Origin of the sequence: Brevibacillus gelatini (assembly GCF_003710935.1) — a bacterium.
Classification (GTDB): domain Bacteria; phylum Bacillota; class Bacilli; order Brevibacillales; family Brevibacillaceae; genus Brevibacillus; species Brevibacillus gelatini.
This window is the reverse complement of the sequence record NZ_RHHS01000063.1, coordinates 28,913-51,049: the sequence shown is the minus strand read 5'-3', so window position 1 is coordinate 51,049 and position 22,137 is coordinate 28,913. Positions and strand designations below refer to the sequence as shown.

11 protein-coding genes are annotated in these 22,137 nt (G+C 54.7%); 6 read left to right on the top strand and 5 right to left on the bottom strand.

Annotation, left to right across the window (positions count from 1 at the left end):
- Positions 1-30 precede the first annotated feature (30 nt).
- From EDM57_RS22230 to EDM57_RS22220, 3 genes are all read right to left on the bottom strand, one after another.
- A complete protein-coding gene (locus tag EDM57_RS22230; protein WP_122906860.1) occupies positions 31-1,020 on the bottom strand; it encodes an RCC1 domain-containing protein in 990 nt (329 codons plus the stop codon).
- Positions 1,017-10,976, bottom strand: a complete 9,960-nt coding sequence (locus EDM57_RS22225; RefSeq protein ID WP_122906859.1) for an Ig-like domain-containing protein — start codon at positions 10,974-10,976, stop codon at positions 1,017-1,019. The genes EDM57_RS22230 and EDM57_RS22225 overlap by 4 nt, the downstream gene beginning before the upstream one ends.
- 422 nt (positions 10,977-11,398) lie before the next feature.
- Complete coding sequence (locus tag EDM57_RS22220; protein ID WP_122906858.1) at positions 11,399-12,367, bottom strand: GDP-mannose 4,6-dehydratase; 969 nt, start codon at positions 12,365-12,367, stop codon at positions 11,399-11,401.
- Between the two features lie 296 nt (positions 12,368-12,663).
- Between EDM57_RS22220 and EDM57_RS22215 the strand changes: the two genes are divergently transcribed.
- Positions 12,664-14,412 (top strand): phospho-sugar mutase, encoded by a 1,749-nt coding sequence (locus tag EDM57_RS22215; RefSeq protein WP_122906857.1) that lies wholly within the window; start codon positions 12,664-12,666, stop codon positions 14,410-14,412.
- Here the strand turns inward: EDM57_RS22215 and EDM57_RS22210 are convergent.
- Entirely contained in the window at positions 14,409-15,116 is a 708-nt protein-coding gene (locus tag EDM57_RS22210; RefSeq protein WP_122906856.1) for a hypothetical protein, read from the bottom strand. The genes EDM57_RS22215 and EDM57_RS22210 overlap by 4 nt on opposite strands.
- A gap of 281 nt (positions 15,117-15,397) precedes the next feature.
- On the opposite strand from EDM57_RS22210, the gene EDM57_RS22205 reads away from it, so the two are divergent.
- The 5 genes from EDM57_RS22205 to EDM57_RS22185 are packed head-to-tail and all read left to right on the top strand — an operon-like array spanning position 15,398 to position 21,164.
- Entirely contained in the window at positions 15,398-16,381 is a 984-nt protein-coding gene (locus EDM57_RS22205; protein WP_122906855.1) for a GDP-mannose 4,6-dehydratase, read from the top strand.
- Positions 16,381-17,622, top strand: a complete 1,242-nt coding sequence (locus EDM57_RS22200; protein ID WP_122906854.1) for a glycosyltransferase family 2 protein — start codon at positions 16,381-16,383, stop codon at positions 17,620-17,622. Before EDM57_RS22205 ends, EDM57_RS22200 begins: the two co-directional genes overlap by 1 nt.
- Before the next feature lie 30 nt (positions 17,623-17,652).
- Positions 17,653-18,609: a GDP-L-fucose synthase family protein gene (locus tag EDM57_RS22195; RefSeq protein ID WP_122906853.1), complete on the top strand. Its 957-nt coding sequence runs from the start codon at positions 17,653-17,655 to the stop codon at positions 18,607-18,609.
- Positions 18,606-19,712: a glycosyltransferase family 4 protein gene (locus EDM57_RS22190; protein ID WP_122906852.1), complete on the top strand. Its 1,107-nt coding sequence runs from the start codon at positions 18,606-18,608 to the stop codon at positions 19,710-19,712. The genes EDM57_RS22195 and EDM57_RS22190 overlap by 4 nt, the downstream gene beginning before the upstream one ends.
- Before the next feature lie 24 nt (positions 19,713-19,736).
- A complete protein-coding gene (locus tag EDM57_RS22185) occupies positions 19,737-21,164 on the top strand; it encodes an FkbM family methyltransferase (protein ID WP_122906851.1) in 1,428 nt (475 codons plus the stop codon).
- 55 nt (positions 21,165-21,219) lie between these two features.
- Here the strand turns inward: EDM57_RS22185 and EDM57_RS22180 are convergent, their stop codons facing one another.
- Positions 21,220-22,128 (bottom strand): NAD-dependent epimerase/dehydratase family protein, encoded by a 909-nt coding sequence (locus tag EDM57_RS22180; RefSeq protein WP_122906850.1) that lies wholly within the window; start codon positions 22,126-22,128, stop codon positions 21,220-21,222.
- Between the last annotated feature and the right edge of the window lie 9 nt (positions 22,129-22,137).

Genomic DNA, 22,137 nt, shown 5'->3' with positions numbered 1-22,137 from the left:
CCCTTGGTGAGAAGGGGGGATTTTTGGTGGTTAGGGAAACAAGATCATTTTTACTGGCTTGTTGCCAGACGTGGTCGTCCCGTTGCCTAGTTGTCCGTACTCATTGGCTCCCCAACCGTAGAGCGTTCCGTCTTTTGCCTGAGCAAAAATGTGTGACGCAAAAGGGCCCGCGTAGATGTGCTCGATATTGGTTAACTCCGGGATCAGAGTAGGGGTATTTCGCTCCAAAGTAGTGCCATCACCCAATTCACCGTTCAAATTATCTCCCCATGCGTAAACTTGTCCATCCATAGTAAGCGCAAAGCTCCTGCTAGCACCCGCTTCAATGGAGCGTATATTGGTGAGCGACTCTACTTTTTTTGGAGCAGCACTCGGATTCAGATGGTTCAAACCAAGCTGTCCAAAATAATTGCTTCCCCACGTATAAACCGTACCGTCTTGTTTAAGCGCAATGCTATGTGCCGCACCAGCCTTGATACTTTTGATTTCGGATAATCCTTCTACCTTGACTGGTTTCCTGCTTACCGAGAAAGCGGCATGATTGATTCCCCAAGCCATGACCGTGCCATCTCGCGACAATACCAGCGCGTGCCCATCTCCGGCAGCAATCTCCACAATGTCCGCAAGACCTGCTATTTGAACGGGCACGGTTTTATCTTTTCGGGTATCGTCGCCCGCTTCGCCGTTCCGATTGAATCCCCACCCCCAAACGGTTCCATCTGCTTTCAAGGCCAAGCTAAAATTTTTTCCAGCAGCAATGCTTATAATCTCTGTGAGCCCTTTTACCTGAACAGGCGTGTTTTTGGAACTGGTTGTCCCGTCGCCCAATTGTCCATTACTGTTCTCGCCCCAAGCCCAGACAGTTCCATCCTCTTTTAAGATGAGGCTGTGAGTCTGCCCTGCAGAGCTACTGAGGACTTTACTTTCCGCATAAGCAATCCCTTGCAGCAGGAAAAAGAATGTGACTACTGTGATGAAAGAACCCATTAATTTTTTGACGTATGACCGACGTCCTGTCATTTTGCTGCCCTCCCCTGTTCCTGTACAATTGCCTGCCCCGGAATCGCACCCTTTATTTGCACCGGAACTGTCAGTTGCTGATCGTAATACCGGATCGTGATAGTAACGGTCCCTTCTTCTGCTCCTGCAGTGATTTCCCCTGGCACGAACATATGGACTAGCTCCGGCTGACTGATCTCATAGCTGACTTGCTTGGTTACATCTTGCGTGCTGCCATTTGCATATGTTGCCATCACCTGTAACGCCTTCGTTTGCAGAGGGGCTATTTCCACAGCACCTGGGATGGCTTCCAGCTGTTTGACGGCAACATCCAGCATGCTTTTCACCAAAGATGTCCGGTTTTGCGTAGTTCCGTCCCCAAGTTGTCCGCTTTCGTTTCGCCCCGTCGCCCACACGCTTCCTCCATCCTCTGTCACTAAAAGCGTGTAGCCCATGCCCGCTGAAATTTGCCCGGCTCTTTTGCCAGCACCTCTGATGTATACCGGAACTGTCAGTTGCTGATCGTAATACCGGATCGTGATAGTAACGGTCCCTTCTTCTGCTCCTGCAGTAATTTCTCCGGGCACGAACATATGGACTAGCTCCGGCTGACTGATCTCATAGCTGACTTGCCTGGTTACATCTTGCGTGCTGCCATTTGCATACGTTGCACTCACCTGTAACTTCTTCGTTTGCAGAGGCCGGAGATCTACATCGTTCGGGATGGCTTCCAGATGCTTGACAGTCAAATTCAGCATGCTTGGAACCGGGGTCGCCCGATTCTGTGTGGTTCCATCTCCGAGTTGGCCGCTTTCGTTTCGCCCGGTTGCCCAGACGCTTCCATCTTCTTTTATCACCAGTGTGTAGCCCATGCCGGCCGACAGTGAACGCACTCGGCTGCCTGGCTCTACTTCCTTCGTCACGTTCACCACCACAATACGCTGCTTCCCGAAATACTCCACCACAAGCCCAGCGCTACCCGCTTTGCCTGCCGTGAGCTGTCCGCTCGCGCTAACAGTGGCAACCGCTGTGTCGTCTACCGTATATTGCGCTTTGTCGGTGATGTCCGTCTCGCTTCCATCTGCATACACGGCCTTGACGACGAGCTGTTTTGTCTCTTTTTCCAGCAGCGTAATGTCTCCTGATGCGAGCTTGATGTCCACCAGTGCATTTTCGACTGTGACAACTACCGGAACGCTGGTGCTCACTCCTCCAAACGAAATCTGGATGCTTGTGCTGCCTGCCTTGACGGCTGTGACGAGCCCGTCTGCCTGAACAGTTGCGACGGTTGGATCTTGTGCTACATAGGCCGCTTGTTTGGTCACATCGGCAGTCTTTCCGTCTTGGTAGGTGGCTGTCACTTGCAAGCCTTCTGTTTGTCCTGCCAAAAGATTCAGGCTGGCAGGAGTTGCGGTCAGGCTCTGCACCGGCTCCTGGGCCTCGGTGATTTGCACTGGCACCGCGACTGTCTTGCCTTCAAATGTGATCGTGACCGTCGTGGACCCGGCTGCGACGCCCGTAATAACCCCATTGGCCGCAACTGTCGCAATCGCAGGATGTGCGCTTTGATACACCGCTTTGTTGGTAACATTGGTCACGCTGTTGTCGCTGTAGGTCGCTTTTACCTCCAACTGCCGGGTGGTCCCTTTTTTGATGCTGACCGCTTCCGGCTGAACTCCCACAGACACGAGAGTGACCAGGCTGCCCGAGACCGTGACTGAAACCGTAGTGCTCTTTCCGCCATACCTGATCGTTGCTTGCGTCGTACCTTCTGCCCGCGCTGTAACGATTCCGCCGCTCTCGACAGAGGCAACCGCAGGGTTACTACTTGTGTACTCTGCTTGCTGTGTCACATTTTCCTCGACACCATTGGAATAAGTGGCGACGATGTTCAGTTGCCCCTTGTTTCCTGCCGTAAGCGACAGTTGCGCGGGAGTTGCTCTCAACGCCTGAAGATACGCGCCTTGTACAATGACTTGAGCCGCGGCGCTTTTTCCGTTGTAGGAAGCGGTTACGGTCGCTGTGCCGGGTGCGATTCCTGTGATGACACCCTGACTGCTCACTTGTGCGACAGACGGATTCGAAGTCTGGAAGCTGGCTGCGCTGTTCACGTCTTTGCTGCTTCCGTCCGTGTAATAGGCTGTCGCGTAAACGCGCTGGATTCGCCCTGCCGTCAACGTCGTTTGCTTTGGGCTCAGGCTGATCGACGACAACTGGACAACAGGCGCTTGCACAGTGACCGTCATTGTTTTCGTTTGGCCGCCGTAGTACAACTGTACCTTGGTCGTGCCGCCATTGACCGCGTAAACAAGGCCATTGCTGACGTACGCCACGGAAGGATTCTCCACGACGTATACGGCTTGGGCTGTCACATCCACCTGGCTGCCGTTTGCCAATGTTGCCATCACCTTGATTGACTTGGAACCGCCGGATGGCAAGTCCACTTTTTCAGAATCAATCTTCAAGGCAGTCGCCGCCGGTGCCGGAGAAACGGTTTGTTTTACACTTTTTAAAAGGTTTCCATTCTCGTCGTGCGTAAAGCTTACACTGATCGCGCCATTTTCCTTGATCGCGGTAATGCGGTTGTTTTGATCGTAGACGTATTCGTACAACGTCCCTCCAGCGAGCGGAGCATAGACGGTAAATACGATGCTTGCGGGAGTATTATCTGTGTTGGTGAGTCTGATCGTATACGTGCCCGTCGCCAGTTCGTACATCACTTCCGCTGCGTTTGGCTTTTCCTTGGGAGTCACGATGTTTCCGTTGGCGAGCAAGGTAACTGTCGGGTACTTGCCATTCGAATTTTTCAATTGAGTCACCATGCGGTATTTTCCGGGAACGACCGCATTCATGGAAAACTCGACAGATTGTCCGGCCGGAATCGTGATTTCCTTGGCCTGGTTAAGCGCAATGGTTTCACTGTTTGCTTTGGCCAGAAGCGTTGCATACTGGGAACTATTGGAAATCACTTGCAGATAATACGTTTTCCCCGCGACAAAAGCCGCACTGACACTTCCGTTCTCTCCCGCAGCGATTTGGTCCGAGGACAGCAAGGCCGCGCTTCGGTAAATGGAAATTTTGGCATTGGCCTGGGCACCGGAGTCGTTATTGAGCGTGAATTGGTAAGTCCCGCTCGTCTTCGCCGCGATCTTGAAATACTTCGCCTGATTGGCAGGGAAGTACATGCGAATCGGGCTGTTCTCCTGCACCAGCACGAAATTGCCTTCCGCAGGCTTCGTCTCCACAGTGATCGAGCTTTTGTAGCTGCTGATACCGGACTGGCTAATCGCCCAAAGCGTAATGGTGTAAACTCTGCCTGGTTGAAGACCGGAGAACGTGTAGCTGGTTCCGCTCACCATCCTGCTCGCATTGTTATCCAGTCTGATCTCATAGTTTGTCGCCCCTGCGACCGGATTCCAATACACTTTAATGGAAGTTGCGTCTGCTTCCACGTTCACAATGGTCGGAGCACCCGGCTTCTTTTCTACTGTGAGGACGCCGTTATATAACGCGACACTTCCGCCGCTGCTTCTCACTTCAATCGCTTTATACGTGTCTTGCCCCAATTCGGCTCCTGTCCAGCTGAACAGCCAATGTCCCGCTGTGTTCGTTGCCGTCATTTTTTTGGCTTCTTGGATCCAATTGACTTTACCAGAGATAATTTCTCCCGGCTTCAGCCGCGCATAGGTCCCTTCCAGCGTAAATGTCTCGCTCACGTCGATTGTTTTCTTGACAGCAGGCGTAAAAATGGCCAGCTTGGGGAGAACATCTACCATGCGGGCAGATTTGACCTCCGGCTCCGTCCACGCCCCGCGGTTATCCTGAGCCTGCGCTGTCCAATAAATCGTCTTAAACAACATGTCTTGGGTGATCGGAAAACGATAACGCTCTACGATGCGACGTTGCTGGTCCTTCTCCGGAATGACTTCCAGTTTTTCGCCCAGCTCATTTCCGCCCGGTGTAAATCCGACGCGTATTTTTTTCGCGACAATCAAGTCGGTCGCATCGTTTTCCTTGATGCTGTATTTGACGATTCCAGTCAGCCCACCATCGATCGTAACGAGCTCCGTCTCCTCCAACATCGGCGGCTGATTCGTGGCCAATACAGTGAAATTCACTTTGGACGTGGAGCCTGCCACGAACGACGGCACATCACCCAAGATCGTCCGAAGCCGCGCTTCCACCTTGGCATTTTTCACGAGCGAAGAAGTGTCAAATTCATACGACCGAGCTTGCGCGGACAATTTTTTCTTGATCGAAGGAGTAACCATGCCACTCTGCGTGATGTAAATCGTCAGTTCCTGTCCGGTAATCTTTTCGTAGTATTGGCTATAACGGGGCACACTTGGATACTCCCAGGTGAGCATCACTTTTTGTCCCTTGCTAAATTCCTCGTTAGCTCGGGGAGTCTTCCAGGTGGCATCTATAAAAATCGGGTCTTTTTCCTTCGCTTGAGCCCGCATGTCAAGATGGAAGTCGAGCTTCTCTACCTGCGATTTTTGTGCTTTCTGGTCGACGGCCCAAACTTTTAAGGAGTACAAATCGTCCGGGTTCAAATTTTGCACGGGCACATGATACAAAAAGGAGTGCGCCTGCTCGGAAGCGGTGAACAATGCAATCTGGCGAGCTTCCTGGTCGTCAATTTGATACCAGACGCTGACCTGATCCCTTATGTTCGGGTCCAGCACCTGCCCGGACAAAATAATGACATCCTCCCCGTTTACCTCACTGATGACTTTTCCGGCTACCGGGGTGGCCAAATACACTTGTGGAGCAGCGTTATCCTGAATCTCGGTGGACAAGTAGCGAATTTCCGGCGTCCACTTGAGCAGGTCGCCCGTTTCGGTTTCTTTGGCATTCACTTGAAACGAAAGCTTGTCTCCTGCCTCAACCCCCAACTCCTCCGAGAACTCCACGCCGATCTCATCGTCGTGCTCGATGGACTGCCATCCAGACGCAGGCCAGATTTGCTCGTCGTTTTTCAGAATGCGAACGTTGACGCCATCTCCTTCGGTCAGGTCAATCATCGAAACCCAGCCGCTGACGTGAATTTTCCCGGAACGCGGCGCCTCCCAGCGAATGATCGGCTCCGAACCGCCTATTTTCAGCCATGTATTTCCGATTGCCGTATCCCCTTGCTCGCTTTTCCATTCCTCCGCCTGGGCATCCCAGACAAGCTCGGTGTAGCTCTCTCCGTTTGCTTCCAGATAAGACCAGTTGTTTTTCCCCTGCTGATTGGAAAATTGCAGCCAATACGTGTACACCTCGGGAATGGACTCGACAATGGTGATCGCCTTCTCCATGCTCGTTTGCTTCCCGTCTTTTTCTGTGACTTGCACGGTCAGCTTGTGCTCGCCTGTTGGCTGCTGGTCCGCTTGCAGCAAATAGGAAAAGCCTGGCTTTTGCACCTTGCTCTCCGGATGCGTGCGCAGCACGTCAGGTCTGTCCAGACCGTAGGCGGCTTCGCCAAGGAGCTGTCCATCCAGCAGCACTTCCACTTTTTCCAATTCACCTGCTGGCACGAACCAGCCGGTGACGTTATACTGTCCGCTCACCACTTCTTGATCCGCCGGGGTGTCGATGGCTCCGCCCGTACTTGCGCCCAGCACCTGGACGGGGATGGTCAGTACGATACCCGCATAAGTAACCGTCATCGTCGTATGGCCCGAAGCAAGGGCAGTAACAACGCCTGACGCATCGACTTTGGCAACCAGCGCATCCTGGATGGCGTACGCCGCTTCCGCAGTTACGTCCTTCGTGCTACCGTCGCGGTGCGTTGCCGTTAGTTGCAAGGCGACTGTCTTGTCCTTTTCCAGTTCGATCCTGGTCAGGTTTGCGGTCAGCTGGGCAACGGGGCCAATCGTCACTTCCCTTTCCAAAACAACGCTCTCGACGCCCTCTTTGTTGGTCGCTCGCACGGTTATTTTGTGCGCCCCTTCGGAAAATTTGAGCGTGTCCAACTGATAGCGAAATCCTGCGTTAGCCTGACGGTAGTGCGGATATAGCGCGTCAATGTCAGGACGCGGCTCTCCGTATTCGGCCGTGCCCTGGAGTTGTCCATCTACAAAAACTTCCACTTTGTCGATTCCCGCCGGGTCCAGTATCCAGCCTTGCAGCGTGGTCGTGCCGCCAATAACAGCGTGCTCGAACGGAAGCTCCAACTGGCCTTTTGCCTGCTGAGACTCGGCTTCCGTCTCGGTTACCACGACAGGAATCGTTACCGTTTGTCCACCGTAGCTGGCAACGAGGTTGGCCATGCCGACTTGCAGCCCTGTCACGACTCCCAATGGACTGACGTGAATGACGTCAGCATGCTCATGCGCATACTTCGCTTCACCTGTAACATCCCTTGCGCTTTGATCCTCCAGGATGGCTGTAATCGTCAAGCTTTTGCTCGAAGCCTTCGGCAAGACGACAGGCTGATCCCCGTACTGCAAGCGCTGTACTGCTGGTGTCTGCCCGATCACGAAGCGTTTTTCCGGCAAAGGATGCTGCACACCTTCCTGATCGATGGCGATTACGGCAACCGTATGCTCGCCCGCTGGCAGCCCGGACAGGTCAAGCGCATAGCTGAACCCGGCATGGCTGTTTTTATAATCCGGATGCAGCAAAGCGATGTCTGGTCGAGCGATCCCTTGTGTTGCTGTTCCGATGACGGCTCCATCGAGCAAAACGTCCAATCGGGAGATGGAAGCAGATGATAAAAACCAGCCGGCTACCGTCGTGGAGCCTTGCACAGTCGCACCGTTAACGGGCGTCTCGATTTCTCCTGTCGCTTGCAACGGCTCTGATTCCGTGACCGTAACAGGAATCTGGACGCTCAGCTCTCCGTATCGGATCGTTACGCTTGTCGTTCCCTGGGCGACTGCCGTTACCAGACCATCTGGACTGACCTTCGCCACTGCTGCGTTGTCCACTGTGTACAAAGCCAGCTTCGTGACATCGTGCTTGCTCTGATCTTCAAGGACTGCCATGACCGCAAGCTGATGGTTTTTTCCCTGCGGAAGACGAAGCTCCGTATTGTTCACACTGAGCGCTGTCGCAGGCAGCAACTGGACGACTTGAACACTTCTCGTGCCAATGATCGTCTGCTTTCCGTCCTTGCCTGTTCCTCTGACCGCAATCGTATGTGTTCCTTCCAGCAATCGCCCGGTGTCAAGACTGTAATGGAAGCCGATGTCTCTTGCCGGAGCGGAGACATCTGTAATCTCGACTTCTGGACGAGCAATGCCGTACGTGGCTTCTCCTGCCACTGCTCCATCCACCAGCACCTCAACACTCGCCACTCCGCCAGAGGCAAAAAACCAGCCAGTCACCGGGTAAACGCCGCTGATCGTGGCGTTGTCTTGCGGGCTGTCGATCCCGCCATGCGCCAACTCTGCTGCAGCTTTCACCTGGACGGGGATCGCCAGTGTATGTGTTTGATAATGAACAGTAATCGTTGTTTGCCCTGGTTCCAGCCCCGTTACAAGTCCGGCAGGCGATACGCTCGCCAAGGCTGGATTTTCTACGTTATAGCTAGCTTCTTTCGTGATGTCCTTTACTCGCTGGTCTGGAAGCAGCGCGGAAATGCCCAACTGCTGCGTCTTTCCCTGGATGACCTCGATTTTGCTCATGCTCGACACAATGCCTGTCGCCGCTTCTTCCCGTTCGACCAGCACAGTTCGCTCAGCCAGCACGCGCTCCGTGCCGTCGTTGCTGACCGCCGTTACTTTCAGCACATGTGCCCCTTCCAGGAGTGTTGTCGTATTTAAAGCGTATCGAAACCCAGCATACGGATCTCTATACTCGGGATGTGCAGCTACGACGTCAGGCCGAGCCAGTCCGGTTTGGGCCTCTCCCAATCGCTCGCCGTCCAGATCAATCGCGATTCTGGCCACCCCCGCCGGATCGAGATACCAGCCTTCGATAAAAGCCATGCCACGTACTGTCGCCTGATCTGCTGGTTTTTCCACTTCCCAACGCGGTGTGAGCGTCGCTTCCATTACTACGCGGACGGGGATGGACAGCGTTTTGTCCTCGTAGGAGACTGTTACAGTCGCTGTTCCCTCTCCAATGGCTTGCACCAGGCCTGTATCGCTGACCGTAGCAACCCCGTCATCCGACGAGCCATAGGTCGAAAGTTCCGTCACGTCTGTTACCGTATCATCAGGCAAAATGTTGGAGATCAGCAGCTGATGCGTTTTTCGGGGAGCAAGCTCCAACCGCCTGACATCTGCCTGCAAGCCCTCCGCCATGGGGCTGTCGCCAATGTAAAACGTCGTTCCTTCGATAAGCGTTTGCTCTCCCAGCGAATTTTCGATGGCGACTGCAAGCGTATGTGCCCCAGGTGTCATGTCACGAGTATCCAGTGAAAAATGAAAGCCAGCATGCGCATTGCGGTAGGCCGGATATTTTGCCTCCAGGTCTGGCCGCGGGTCGCCGTACTGCGCTTCACCGACCGGGACTCCATCCACCAAAATGCGGATTTGCGCTACGCCGGAAGGGTCAAGATACCAGCCTTTTCCCTCGTACAGTCCGCTGACCAGTTCGCCGTCTTCCGGTCGATCCAGCCCACCAATCGGCGTTAAGGGAGCAGCCTCACGCACCTTGACAGCAATCTCGATTGCCTTGCCTGCAAACTGTGCGATCACTTTTGTTTCGCCGATTCCGATACCGCTGACCAGACCAGAGCGATTGACCTTGGCGATTTGTTCATTCTCGCTCGTATAGCTGGCTTGCCCGGTCAAGTCCTGAACCGTGCCGTCTGTTCGCTCCGCTGTCACTTTCAACTGGCGGCTTTCCCCTTGTTCCAACTGAAGCTCGCTGACAGAAGAATGCAACGATTCGATCTCGGAATTCCTTTCTTCCTCCTCTCCCAAAGCCGCTTCCAGGTTGAGCAGCCCTTTTCCGTAAAAACGAGACTCTCCGAGCGGAGTAGCGCTCTCAGTCAAAAGTTTGCGCACTTCATGATTCGTCGTCTTTTCGTTCCCAGACCAGATCACCGCCGCCGCCCCGGCTACGTGCGGTGCAGCCAAAGATGTACCCGAGCTTGTCTGATAGCCCCCGGCAAGCCCCGTGCTCATGATGTCCACGCCAGGTGCCATCAGGTCGAGTCCTTTTCCGACGCTGGAAAAATCAGCGCGCTGGTTTTCCTGATCGATTGCACCGACCGACAATACCTCTGCATATCGGGCAGGGAACAGCTCCGTTTCTTCGCCAATTCCCCGGTTCCCGGTCGCAGCAATGACCAATAGCCCGTGGTCATTGGCCCTTTTGATCTGGTCGTGCAACGCCCGACTGTCGATCAAGCCGCCCGCGCTGATCGAGATAATGTTCATCTTGTTTTGAATTGCCCATTCAATCCCTTGAATCATGCTGGAGTAGGTGCCATGTCCTTTTTGGTCCAACACCTTGATCGCATAAAGTTCCGCCTCTGGCGCGACCCCGACAATGCCGAAATCGTTGTCTTTGGCGGCGATCACGCCAGCTACTGCCGTTCCGTGTCCATGGTTATCGCTGTACCCAGGCTCTTCCTCGATATAGGAAACGCCGCCTTTGACTTCCAGGTCAGGATGGCTGGAAATTCCGGTATCCAAAATCCCGATCCGGATGTTTTCCCCCATGTACTGCTTGTTGCGAGCTGCATTCGCACCGATATGCGCGATGCCCCACGGTACTTGCTGGTGTTGTGCCAGGTCTGTTGCTGCAAGCTCAGTGGCACTGTCCTCCTCAATGTAGGCGACGTTTCGGTCTTGCTCCATCGCCTGCCTCTCGCCTTCCGTCAGTTTGGCTACCATCACCCTTGGACTGAGCTGTTGCACGGACGAGCGCTGGATCGCCCTCACCGTAGCCTTCTCGCTGTTTTTAAAGCCAATCAGGTACGTCTTGCTGTTTGCGCTCGCCCCTGCATGCTCGGGAACCAGTTGCAGAAGCAGGAGCGAAACGAACAAGAATGCTTGCCAAACACTGACAAGACGGATGAATTTCTGGTTCATTCCGGTAACTCCTCATCTTTCGTAGTTTTCATTTGCCTGCTCGTATGCACGCAAGTCAGCCAGCTTGTCTCGTTCGAAAGACCCCCTCTCTTTCTTGCATAACTTCAACAACAAAACAAAAATAGTAAAATATTCCTATAAACACATAGATTGAATTATAATGAATTACTAAAATTGGTTCAACAACATTTTATTTGTTAATTTCCCTTTTTTTAAAAAACCCGCTCGTCTGCAACAAAAAAACGCCCCTGTCTCCAGGAACGTCCTTTTCTACTCTCTTTTACCTAGACCTTGATAACGCCAGTTTTGAAACGGAAGTGTTGCTTGCGGTCATGAACACGGGCAGCTTCACCCGCTCCGTTTTTGCACAAAAAACAACCATGCAGGTGACAGCGACCTTCCCCCTCTCTCCTCCGGCGACTCTACGCCTTCGCCACTCGCCGCAAATCAGCCTCGACCATCATGTGAATCAGTTCAACCAGGTTTGTCTTCGGTGACCAGCCCAGCTCCCGCTTCGCTTTTTCTGGATTGCCCAAAAGGACATCGACTTCTGCCGGGCGGTACAGGTCCGGGTCGATCACCAAATAATCCTTGTAGTTCAGGCCGACGTAATCAAAGGCGATTTTGCACATGTCCTCGACCGTCGATGTTTTTCCGGTGGCAATGACATAGTCGTCCGGCTTCTCCTGTTGCAGCATCAGCCACATTGCCTCTACAAAATCGCCCGCGAAGCCCCAGTCGCGCTTCGCGTGGATATTGCCCAGCCGCAGCTCGTTTTGCTTTTTGGCGACGATGCGGGCGACGGCGTGTGTCACTTTGCGGGTCACAAATTCCAGCCCGCGCAAAGGGGACTCATGATTGAACAAAATGCCGTTGCAGCAGTACATTTGGAAGCTCTCGCGATAGTTTTTCGTCATCCAGTACCCGAACAGCTTGGATACAGCGTATGGACTGCGCGGGTAAAAAGGCGTTTTCTCGGATTGCTGCGGCTCCTGGATAAGCCCGTACAGCTCGCTGGAGGATGCTTGATACATCTTGATCGCCGGATTCGTCTCACGGATCGCCTCCAGTACGTGCAAGACCCCCATCCCGGTAGACTGTGCGGTCAAAATCGGCTGCTCCCACGAGGAGCCGACAAAGCTTTGCGCCGCCAAATGATACACTTCATCCGGCTGCGTTGCCTTCAGCGCCCTCATCAGGGACGCAAGGTCCAGAATGTCGCCGTCTTTGTATTCCACCTCATCGGCGATGCCCAAATACTCCAGCCGCCAGCGGTCCACGGTGCTGCGACGCGGCACCAGCCCTACCACACGATAGCCTTTTTCCAGCAAAAATTTTGCCAAATACGCGCCGTCTTGCCCGGTGATTCCTGTAAGGAAAGCTGTTTTCATCGGCCACCTCTCCCCCTCGTTGCGATTGCAGCAAGCCAACTGCCCACCGCCATCCAAAGTGTATGCGGTCAGCCTTGCTGGCTCCTGCACACTGTCCGGCACGGCTCATTTCACACTGTTTTATTTATATGCAAGCCGACTGGCAAATGTTTTGCGTATCTTCCTGCGGCAGTTCCGAGCCCGCCAGGTGGACGGCCACAGCCGGCAGCAATTTTGCCCGGAGCCTTCACTCCCCTCCGCGCCCGGTAATATCCTAAAGCAACGATCTGCATTTATCGGTGGGAGTGAAGACAACCATGACAACAGATTGGCAGGTACATTATACACGCTGGAAGGAATACCCGGACTTGGAACCGGAGCTTCGCCGCCAGCTCGAACAGTTGGAAGGCGACGAAAAAAAACGGGAGGACTGCTTTTACAAGCCAATTTCCTTCGGGACGGGAGGAATGCGCGGGGTGATGGGGCCGGGTATCAACCGAATCAACATGTACACGATCCGCAAAGCCACGGCTGGCCTGGCCCTGCACTTGCTTGAACAGGAAACAAACCTGGCCGCGCTGAAAGTGGCGATCGCCTACGACTCGCGCGCCCATTCGCACACGTTTGCGCTGGAGACGGCCAAAGTGCTTGGCCACTACGGCATCACAGCCTGTCTGTTCGAGCAGCTTTGCCCGACGCCGCTGCTCTCTTTTGCCGTCCGCCATTTGGGAGCGAGTGCAGGAGTTGTCATCACGGCGAGCCACAATCCGCCCGAATACAATGGCTACAAAATTTACGGCGCAGACGGAGGGCAAATCCCGCCGGAAGCAGCCGCGCGAATTTTTGCCAAAATCGAGCAGGCAGGCGATGAACTGCGAATCGGCACGAGCGAAGTGACTGAGCTAATGGACAGCGGACTGTTGCACATGATCGGCGACGAAGTGTTTGCCGCCTACATGACCTGTCAAAAACAACTGCGCCATCCCGCCGCCGAGCTCGCCCTCCGCACGCATCAGCCGCGAATCATTTTCTCCCCCTTGCACGGTACGACCCTGGCGCCGATCACGCAAGGGCTGCAAGCGCTTGGCTTTACACAGGTACATGTCGTCTCCCGGCAGGCTGAGCCTGATCCGCTGTTTCCAACAGTCGCGACACCCAATCCGGAGGAGCCGGAAAGCTTCCGAATGGCGCTGAAGCAGGCACGTAAAAAAGGCGCAGACCTCATTATCTGCACCGATCCGGACGGAGACAGGCTCGGAGTGGCCGTCCGGACAGGGCCGAACCAGTACGTCATTCTGAACGGAAATCAGACAGGCGTCTTGCTGCTCGACTATATTTTGACACAGGAAAAAAAGGCAGGGACGCTTCCAGCCCGGGCAGCCGTCGTGAAAACCGTCGTCACCTCGGAAATGGTGCGGGCAATCGCCTCCGACTACGGCGTTGCCACAATTGATACGTTGACCGGCTTCAAATACATCGGGGAAAAAATTCACGAGTTTGCGCAAAGCGGCACGCATGCGTTTTTGTTTGGTCTGGAGGAAAGCTGCGGCTATTTGCGCGGCGATTTTGTCCGGGACAAAGACGCGGTGCAGGCGGCCTTTCTGCTTGCTGACGCCTGTGCCTGCCTGCTCGCGCAAGGCTCCAGTCTCTACCAGCGCTTGCAGGAGCTGTATGCAAAGTACGGGCACTACCGGGAGGATCTCGTCTCCATCACGTATCCGGGCAAAGACGGGATGGAAGCCATGACCGCCATCCTCGCCGCTTTGCGCAGCAAGCCGTTGGCATCTGTCGCAGGCCGCCATGTGACCTCGATTGACGACTACTTGCACGGCAAGCGCTGGCTGGCAGAAACGAACGGGACGGAGCCTTTATCGCTGCCTGCAAGCGACGGCTTGAAGTACACGCTGGGCGAGCGGGGCTGGTTTTGCATCCGCCCATCCGGCACGGAACCGAAAATGAAGCTGTATTTTGGCGTCAAGAACACCTCAGAGGCGGCGGCCCTGCAAGCACTCTCGGATATAAAAAAAGCCGTACTTGCCTATTTGCAGCAACTGCTGCCCGCCTAGATTTCCAGCCAGAGGCCATCTCCGTGCGGGTGGCCTCCTCCAGCAGCGCCGTAGTTCGGCGGATGGTAGGCTTCTTCGGGAGTCAGCTCGGCAAAACCGGATTGTGCAAGCAAATCTCGACGAACAAAAAAGGCGTTCACCCCGCGCGAGTCCGTCCCAATGAGCGAATAGCCGAGCTTTTTCCCCAATTCGGCCAGTGAAGTCAGGCTTGCGCCAAAATAGGTGGTCCCTTTCCACGAAAACGCCGGATTGTAGGCGACCACCCTTTTTTGCGGCGGAGGAAAAGACGCGTTGTATTCGATTATCACCACGCGTGGCTTGTAGCGATGCAGCGCTTTCCATACCCAGTAATCAATCCCGTCCAGATCAATCGTCAGCAGATCAAATTCCAAAGGAACCTGCAAGCGGGCGAACAAGGCAGCGATATTTTCCATCGTGATAAAAGCCTGATGCGTAACTACCCGCGGATAGGCGGCGTAATTTTGCTGCAGGTACAAATACTTGAGCGGGTGCCCCTCCAGCAAAATCCCCGACCAGTCGTGCGTGCAGGCCAGATTGCGAGACATGCATTCCTCGCCCGTCTCGACGCCAAATTCAACAAAAAACCGATTCTTCGTCCCGATTCGGAAAAACAGCTCTTCGATGATGCCGTCCTCGCCGTTTTGTGAGAAAATCCGTTTTTCATAGCGATTGATGGAATCCATCCCGGTTGTGCACCTCCCTTTTGGCGCTCTTCTCTTCATCGTATTTGAGATGCGGCCAAAAGGCTTAGTCATTTGCTCCCCTTGTTCCATAAAAAGGCGAAAAAGGCGGACAGCAACTTCCCTTTTCTGCTTGCATGCCCCCTGCAAACGGTCGTGTGCGCAAAAGACATTCGCCGTGCCAGTCTGTGCATGTTTTTACTATATATAAAGCATCTGCTTTCTCGCTTTTCAGGCGGTTCGCCTGCTTTCGCCAAACCATCACGAACAAGGGGGGACGCCTCTTGAAAGCTTTGATTACCGGCATTACCGGTTTTGCCGGCAGCCATTTGGCAGAGTACCTGCTCGCGCGCGGCGACGTCGAAATCTACGGAACCTACCGGGCACGCAGCCGGATGGACCATATCGCACATATTGCAGACCGCATCCGGCTTGTAGAATGCGAGCTGCAGGACCGCGAAGCTGTCGAGAAGATGATTGCCCAGATCAAGCCTGAACACATTTACCACCTCGCTGCCCAAAGCTTCGTCCCCGCCTCCTGGAGTTTTCCCGCCGAAACATTGATGAACAATATCGTCAGCCAGCTGAACATTTTTGAAGCCGTCCGAATGGCAGATATTCCATGCAAAATCCAGGTGGCTTGCTCCAGCGAGGAATACGGCCTTGTTTATCCGGATGAATTGCCTGTGCAGGAAACGAACCCGCTGCGTCCGCAAAGTCCGTACGCCGTCAGCAAGATCGCGCAGGACTTTCTCGGCTACCAATATTTTCAAAGCTACGGATTGTCGATTGTCCGCACCCGCACCTTCAACCATACGGGGCCGCGGCGGGGCGAGCGGTTTGTGACGTCGAACTTCGCCAAGCAAATTGCCCAGATCGAGCTTGGCTTGCAGCCCCCGCATGTGTACGTCGGAAACTTGCAAGCAAGGCGCGACTTTACCGATGTGCGCGATGTCGTCAAAGCGTACTGGCTCGCACTGGAACGGGGCGTGCCCGGGAGTGTCTACAACATTTCTTCGGGAAGCACGCGCACCATCCAGGAAGTGTTGGATACGCTGCTTTCTTTTACCTCTGCACCCGTCCAGATTTTGGTAGATCCAAAACGACTGCGCCCTTCTGACGTAGAAGTTTTGCTCGGCGACGCCACCGCTTTTTGCGAGCAAACGGGCTGGAAGCCGGAAATTCCCTTCCACCAGACCATGCGCGACCTGCTGCAATACTGGCGGGACACGTTGCAAGCCCAAGCGCGAACAAAGGGGGGAGGCTGATGGGACATTATAACTTGCCGCTGGTCAGTATCATCACGCCTTCGTTCAATCAGTCCGCTTACATCCGCAAAACAATTGAGAGTGTTTTGAGCCAGGATTATCCGAACATCGAGCACATCGTCGTCGACGGCGGCTCTACCGATGGTACGGTGGATATTTTGCGGGAGTACACGCATCTGGGGGACCGTTTCCGCTATATTTCCGAGCCGGATCGCGGCCAGTCGCATGCGATCAACAAAGGCCTGGCGTTTGCGAACGGACAAATCATCGGCTGGTTGAACTCCGACGACAAATACATGCCGGGAGCAGTCACAAAAGCGGTGAGCGCCCTGACAGCCAATCCGCAATGGGCCATGGTGTACGGCAACGCCCTGCACATCAACGCCGAGGACAAGATCACCAGTGTCTACCCGACGAAGCCGTTTTCCCGCCAGGCGCTGTTTGTATTTTGCATCATCTGCCAGCCGGCTGCCTTTATCCGCAAAGAGGTGTTCCAGGCGGTCGGGGGCGTCGATGAAAACTTGCACTATTGCATGGATTACGATTTATGGATGCGCATCTCCAAATCGTATGCAGTCGGTCACATCCAAGACTTTCTCGCCGCCTCCCGCCTGCATCCTGCCTGTAAATCCATCGCGCTGGAGGTCGATCTCGGTCTGCCTGAGATTTTGCTGGCCAGCGTCCGCCACTTTGGCACTGTTGCCAACCATTGGCTGTACCATTTTTTGACGCACTACCCAGGCAAAGGGGTGTTCTGGTACCTCGACCTGTTCAAAAGCTACCGGGTTTTTGGCAACACGCCGATTCTCGTGGACAGCAACCGCTACCCGTCTTCCTGGGTTCCGCCGCGCTACCGGCTGCACCTGCATGTCGATCCGGCCCAACCGATGCACGCCCTGCTCATCAAAGGCGTGAATCCGCTGTTCGATCAGCCCGTTCACGTGCATGTCATGGTCAACCATGCTCCTGTTGCCCATCATGTCATTCCGGCCGGGCCGTTTGAAACGAGCATTCCGGTTCCTGTCAGTGAGCCCAACTCGTTTGTCGAGCTTGTTTGCAGCCGCCAGCAAGCACTCCCGGACAGCGAAGCGGCAGAAGGCAACGGCACTGTCAGCTTTCAGGTTCAGAACGTATTTCCACTCTCCGCGCAGGAGTACCAGTTTTATGTGCACTACAAAACAAATCCCCGTAAGGTAGCTGACTGGCTGTTGAAAAACAGGAATCCAGTCCCTTCGCTGTGACCACATCCGCGAAAGGAAGGTGTTGCTTTCATGAATCTGTCGGACAAACGAATCGTCGTGACCGGCGGAGCAGGCTTTCTGGGAAAGCATGTGCTAAAAAAGCTTGAAGCCCTGCACTGCAAGCACCTGTTCGTGCCGCGAAGCCGCGACTTTGATTTGCGCAAAGAAGCCGACATCGTCCACATGCTGCAGACGTTTGCCCCCGACATCATCATCCATCTCGCTGCTGTCGTAGGAGGGATCGGCGCCAATCAAAAAAACCCCGGCAAATTTTTTTACGACAACCTGATGATGGGCACACAGCTCATGGAGCAGGCGAGACTGTTTGGCGTGGAAAAGTTTGTTGCCATCGGGACGATTTGCTCCTATCCGAAGTTTGCCCCTGTTCCTTTTCAGGAGGAAGACCTGTGGAACGGCTATCCGGAGGAGACAAATGCCCCGTACGGCCTGGCGAAAAAAATGATGCTGGTGCAATCCCAGGCGTATCGCGAGCAGTACGGCTTCAACTCCATTTTCTTGCTGCCCGTGAATTTGTACGGACCCCACGACAATTTTGATTTGGAGACATCCCACGTCATTCCCGCCATCATCCGCAAATGTCTGGAAGCCAAGGAACAGCACAAGGACGAAATCGTTCTCTGGGGCACAGGCAACGTCACCCGCGAGTTCATCTACGTAGAGGACGCTGCGCGTGCAATCGTGCTTGCCACCCAGCACTACAACTCCTCTGATCCGGTCAACATCGGCTCTGGCGAGGAAATGACGATTCGCGAGCTGGCTGAGACGATTCAAAAGCTGTGCGGGTACGAGGGGCGGATCGTCTGGGATGCCAGCAAGCCCGACGGACAGCCGCGGCGAAAGCTCGCAACAGATAAGGCCAAAGCCGCGTTCGGTTTTACCGCGACGACACCGCTGATCTCGGGCCTGCAGCAAACAATCGACTGGTACCGCCAGCACAGGCGCGACGAAGGGGTGAAAGCACCGTGAAAATCGGAGTAAACCTGCTTGCCTGCATTCCCGGAAAAATCGGCGGCATGGAACAGTACGTGCGCAATCTGCTGGCGTACTCCATCCAAAGCGGCGATCAAAACCAATGGTTTCTGTTTTTGAGCAAAACCAACTACCACACCTTTCCCAATCACCCGAAAATAATGAAGGTGATGATGCACGACCACATTGATGCGCACAAGCAGTTCCACAGCTGGATTCGCAGCCTCCGCCTCGATCTGTGGTTTTGCCCGCTTTTGGTGCTGAATCCGTACGATGTCACCATACCGAGCGTCATCAACATTCCCGATATCCAGCACGAATTTTACCCGCAGTTTTTCGACGAGAAGTCCTTGCAGTGGCGCAAGGCGACCTACCAGTCCTCCGCACTCAAGGCCAATGCCGTCCTGACCTTGTCGGAATACTCGCGGGAGAGCATGATCGCCAAGTTCGGGGTTCCGCCGCATCGCATACACGCCATCCATCTCGACTCAGCGCACGAGTTCACCTTGCCGTTTGACGAGACGAAAAATCAGCTTGTCCGGCAAAAATACAACCTGCCTGCGCATTACGGCTTTTATCCGGCCAACACGTGGTGGCACAAAAACCACGTCTCGCTGTTGCAGGCACTCGCCTTTTTGCGCGACGAGCACAAGCTGAAAATTCACATGGTGTTCACCGGAGCGCCGCAGGAAGCACACGGACAGGTCATGGCGACGATCAAACAGCTCCAGTTGTCCGACCAGATTACATGGCTGAATTACATTCCGCAGGAGGAAATGCCGTATTTGTTCCGCAACGCGAACTTCCTCTGCTTCCCCTCCCTGTTTGAAGGCTTCGGAATCCCGCTGGTTGAGGCGATGCGAAGCGAGCTGCCGATCATCTGCTCCAGCAGCGGCAGCATTCCCGAAATCGTCGGAGACGCTGCCTTGACATTCGACCCGGTTTCTCCTGAAGACATCGCCCAAAAAATGGTCGAAGTGCAAAACGAGCATGTACGCGCTGCACTCATCACCAAAGGCTTGCAGCAGGCGAGCAAGTTTTCCTGGTCCAAATGCGCGCAGCAAACCCTCGCTATTTTGCACCAGGTCGCAGGAAAATAACGGATTCACGAAAGGAGCATGCTCATGTCACGTATGGAAGAAATCCGGCGGGTGTGGCAACAGGAGTTGCGCATCCCTTTTCCCCTCACCGCTCAGGAGACGTGGGATTTCTGGCTGCTGGAATCCCCGCCGTACGAGGTCAAAACCGCAGCCGTCACCGAGTATGGAAAACGCCATCAGATTCGCACCTTCATTGAGACAGGCACGTATCGCGGTTACATGGTGGCCGCGCAAAAGGACGTGTTCTCGCGCATTTTTTCCATCGAACTTGACCCCGCCCTGTACCTCGCCGCCAGAACCCATTTTGCCGCCGACCAGCACATCTCCATCCTGCACGGAGACAGCGCCAAGGTGCTCCCCGAGCTGCTCGCTTCCATTTCGGAGCCTTGCCTGTTCTGGCTGGACGGACATTACATCCCGCTGTCGACTGAATCTGCAAAAGGCGATCTGGATACACCGATTTTGGAAGAACTGGCGGCCATCCTGTCCCATCCTGTGCGCAATCACGTCATTCTGATCGACGACGCCCGCTGCTTTATCGGCTCAAACCCGCTGCTAAACGACTATCCGACCATCGCCGAACTGAAGCAGTACGTTGCGAACCTGCGCCCCGATCTGCACTTCGAGGTCAAGGACGACATTATCCGCATCTACGCGCCCATCCCGCAAGATGCGCAAAAAACCGTCACCTTCCGCCTGCCTTTTGACGACAAATCGTTTCTCGTGCATGGCAGCTCGTCCGACCAGAGCGTCCTGCACTACATCGAAATGGCCGACGGTCTATATGAAGATTACGTGCTAAACGTCCTGAAGCGCGTCGTCCAGCCCGATTACACGTGCCTGGACATCGGGGCCAATCTCGGCACGATCTCGCTCGCGCTCAGCTATCTGGCGCCTCGCGGCAAGGTGTACGCGTTCGAGCCTTCTGCCGTCAACCTCGCCTTTTTGAAGCAAACGCTCAACGACAATGGCGCAAGCAACGTAGAGCCTGTTCCGCTCGGCGTATTTGACCGGAACGGCATCATCGAGTTTTGCGAGGTGGATCGCGGGGGAGGCTGGTCGTTTATCGCCAGTGAAGCGACCTCTGCCGCCACCAACACGATCACTTGCACGCGCCTGGATGACTGGGTTTCTGACCGCGGCCTGTCGCGAATTGATCTGATTAAGCTCGATGTGGAAGGCGCCGAAATTCAAGTATTGCAAGGGGGAATGGAAACATTCAAAAAGTTTGACCCCGATCTGGTCATCGAGTTCAATCCTGACAACTTGCGCGGGTATTTCGGCAAGGATCCGAACGAGCTGTTCCTCCGCTTGTTTGCTCTCTACTCGCATCTATACCTGATAAAGCGGGACGGCGAGCTGGTGAATATCACCTCGTACAGCCAACTGATCGATGCCATCAAGCCGTTTCATGGCGACTTGTTTTGCACAAACAAAACGTTCCTACTTTGATGATTTTGGGACAAAAAATACCCGGCTGCGTTCCCACGACGTGGGGGCAACCGGGTTATTTTCCATTTTTCGCTGCCTCTTTTTGCAGGATCATCGTCAGTCCTTGCTCCAGTGATACCCGTTCCTTCCAGCCAAGCTCACGGAGCTTGCGCGTGTCGGCCTGTGAGCACATAAGCTCCCCCGGCCGCTGCGGCAGCGCTCCGAATTGCAACTGTGCCGTCGAGCAGGTCAGCGAATGGATTTTTTCCACCACCTCGCGGACAGCAGTCGCTCTGCCCGTTCCCACCTGATATTCCAGATACGCTCCTTTGGGGAGCGAGTCTTTTTGCCGCAGCAGAAGCAAATACGCCTCCACCACGTCCGTCACATACACAAAATCGCGCTTCTGCTCGCCGGAAGTAAGGGCAAGTCTGGCTCCATCCTGCAAGCATTGGCGGATGACGTACGGAATGAATTTGTCAGGCTGGTCGTCCGGCCCGTACACGTGCTCCAGGCGCATATTGGCAAACGTCAGCCCGTACTGGACGGCCGCATGCGCTCCCCATTCCGCAAACTGCTTTTTCGTCAGATGGTAGCCTGCCAGATGCGTCGCGCCAAAGGCCAGGGAGGCACGGGAAAACGTATCCGTATTCACAAACAGCCCGGTTCCATACTCGCAGCAAGCACGAAGCAGGCGCAGCGGAAACAGCACATTGGCTTCCACCAGCGCCGCTTCCGACTCGCCCCTGCGTCCGTAAGCGGTGGCAGCATGCATGACGGCGTCAAAAGGACCGTGCCGGGAAAAAGCCGAAAGCAGGTCCGCCGCGTCCACATCGCAAGCGGCAAGCTCGCTGTAAATATCCGCCAACCTGGAGCAATCCGAGGTGCTCCGCTTCAAGATCGTCACCTGATGCCCTTCCGCAAGCAGTGCGCGCGCCAGATGGCTGCCCAAAAAGCCTGTCGCTCCGGTGAGCAATACTTTCATGCTCGGCCC

Coding starts and splice junctions, on each gene's coding strand:
- EDM57_RS22230 (WP_122906860.1), bottom strand. CDS start 1,020: ATGACAGGACGTCGGTCATACGTCAAAAAATTAATGGGTTCTTTCATC.
- EDM57_RS22225 (WP_122906859.1), bottom strand. CDS start 10,976: ATGAACCAGAAATTCATCCGTCTTGTCAGTGTTTGGCAAGCATTCTTG.
- EDM57_RS22220 (WP_122906858.1), bottom strand. CDS start 12,367: ATGAAAACAGCTTTCCTTACAGGAATCACCGGGCAAGACGGCGCGTAT.
- EDM57_RS22215 (WP_122906857.1), top strand. CDS start 12,664: ATGACAACAGATTGGCAGGTACATTATACACGCTGGAAGGAATACCCG.
- EDM57_RS22210 (WP_122906856.1), bottom strand. CDS start 15,116: ATGGATTCCATCAATCGCTATGAAAAACGGATTTTCTCACAAAACGGC.
- EDM57_RS22200 (WP_122906854.1), top strand. CDS start 16,381: ATGGGACATTATAACTTGCCGCTGGTCAGTATCATCACGCCTTCGTTC.
- EDM57_RS22195 (WP_122906853.1), top strand. CDS start 17,653: ATGAATCTGTCGGACAAACGAATCGTCGTGACCGGCGGAGCAGGCTTT.
- EDM57_RS22185 (WP_122906851.1), top strand. CDS start 19,737: ATGTCACGTATGGAAGAAATCCGGCGGGTGTGGCAACAGGAGTTGCGC.
- EDM57_RS22180 (WP_122906850.1), bottom strand. CDS start 22,128: ATGAAAGTATTGCTCACCGGAGCGACAGGCTTTTTGGGCAGCCATCTG.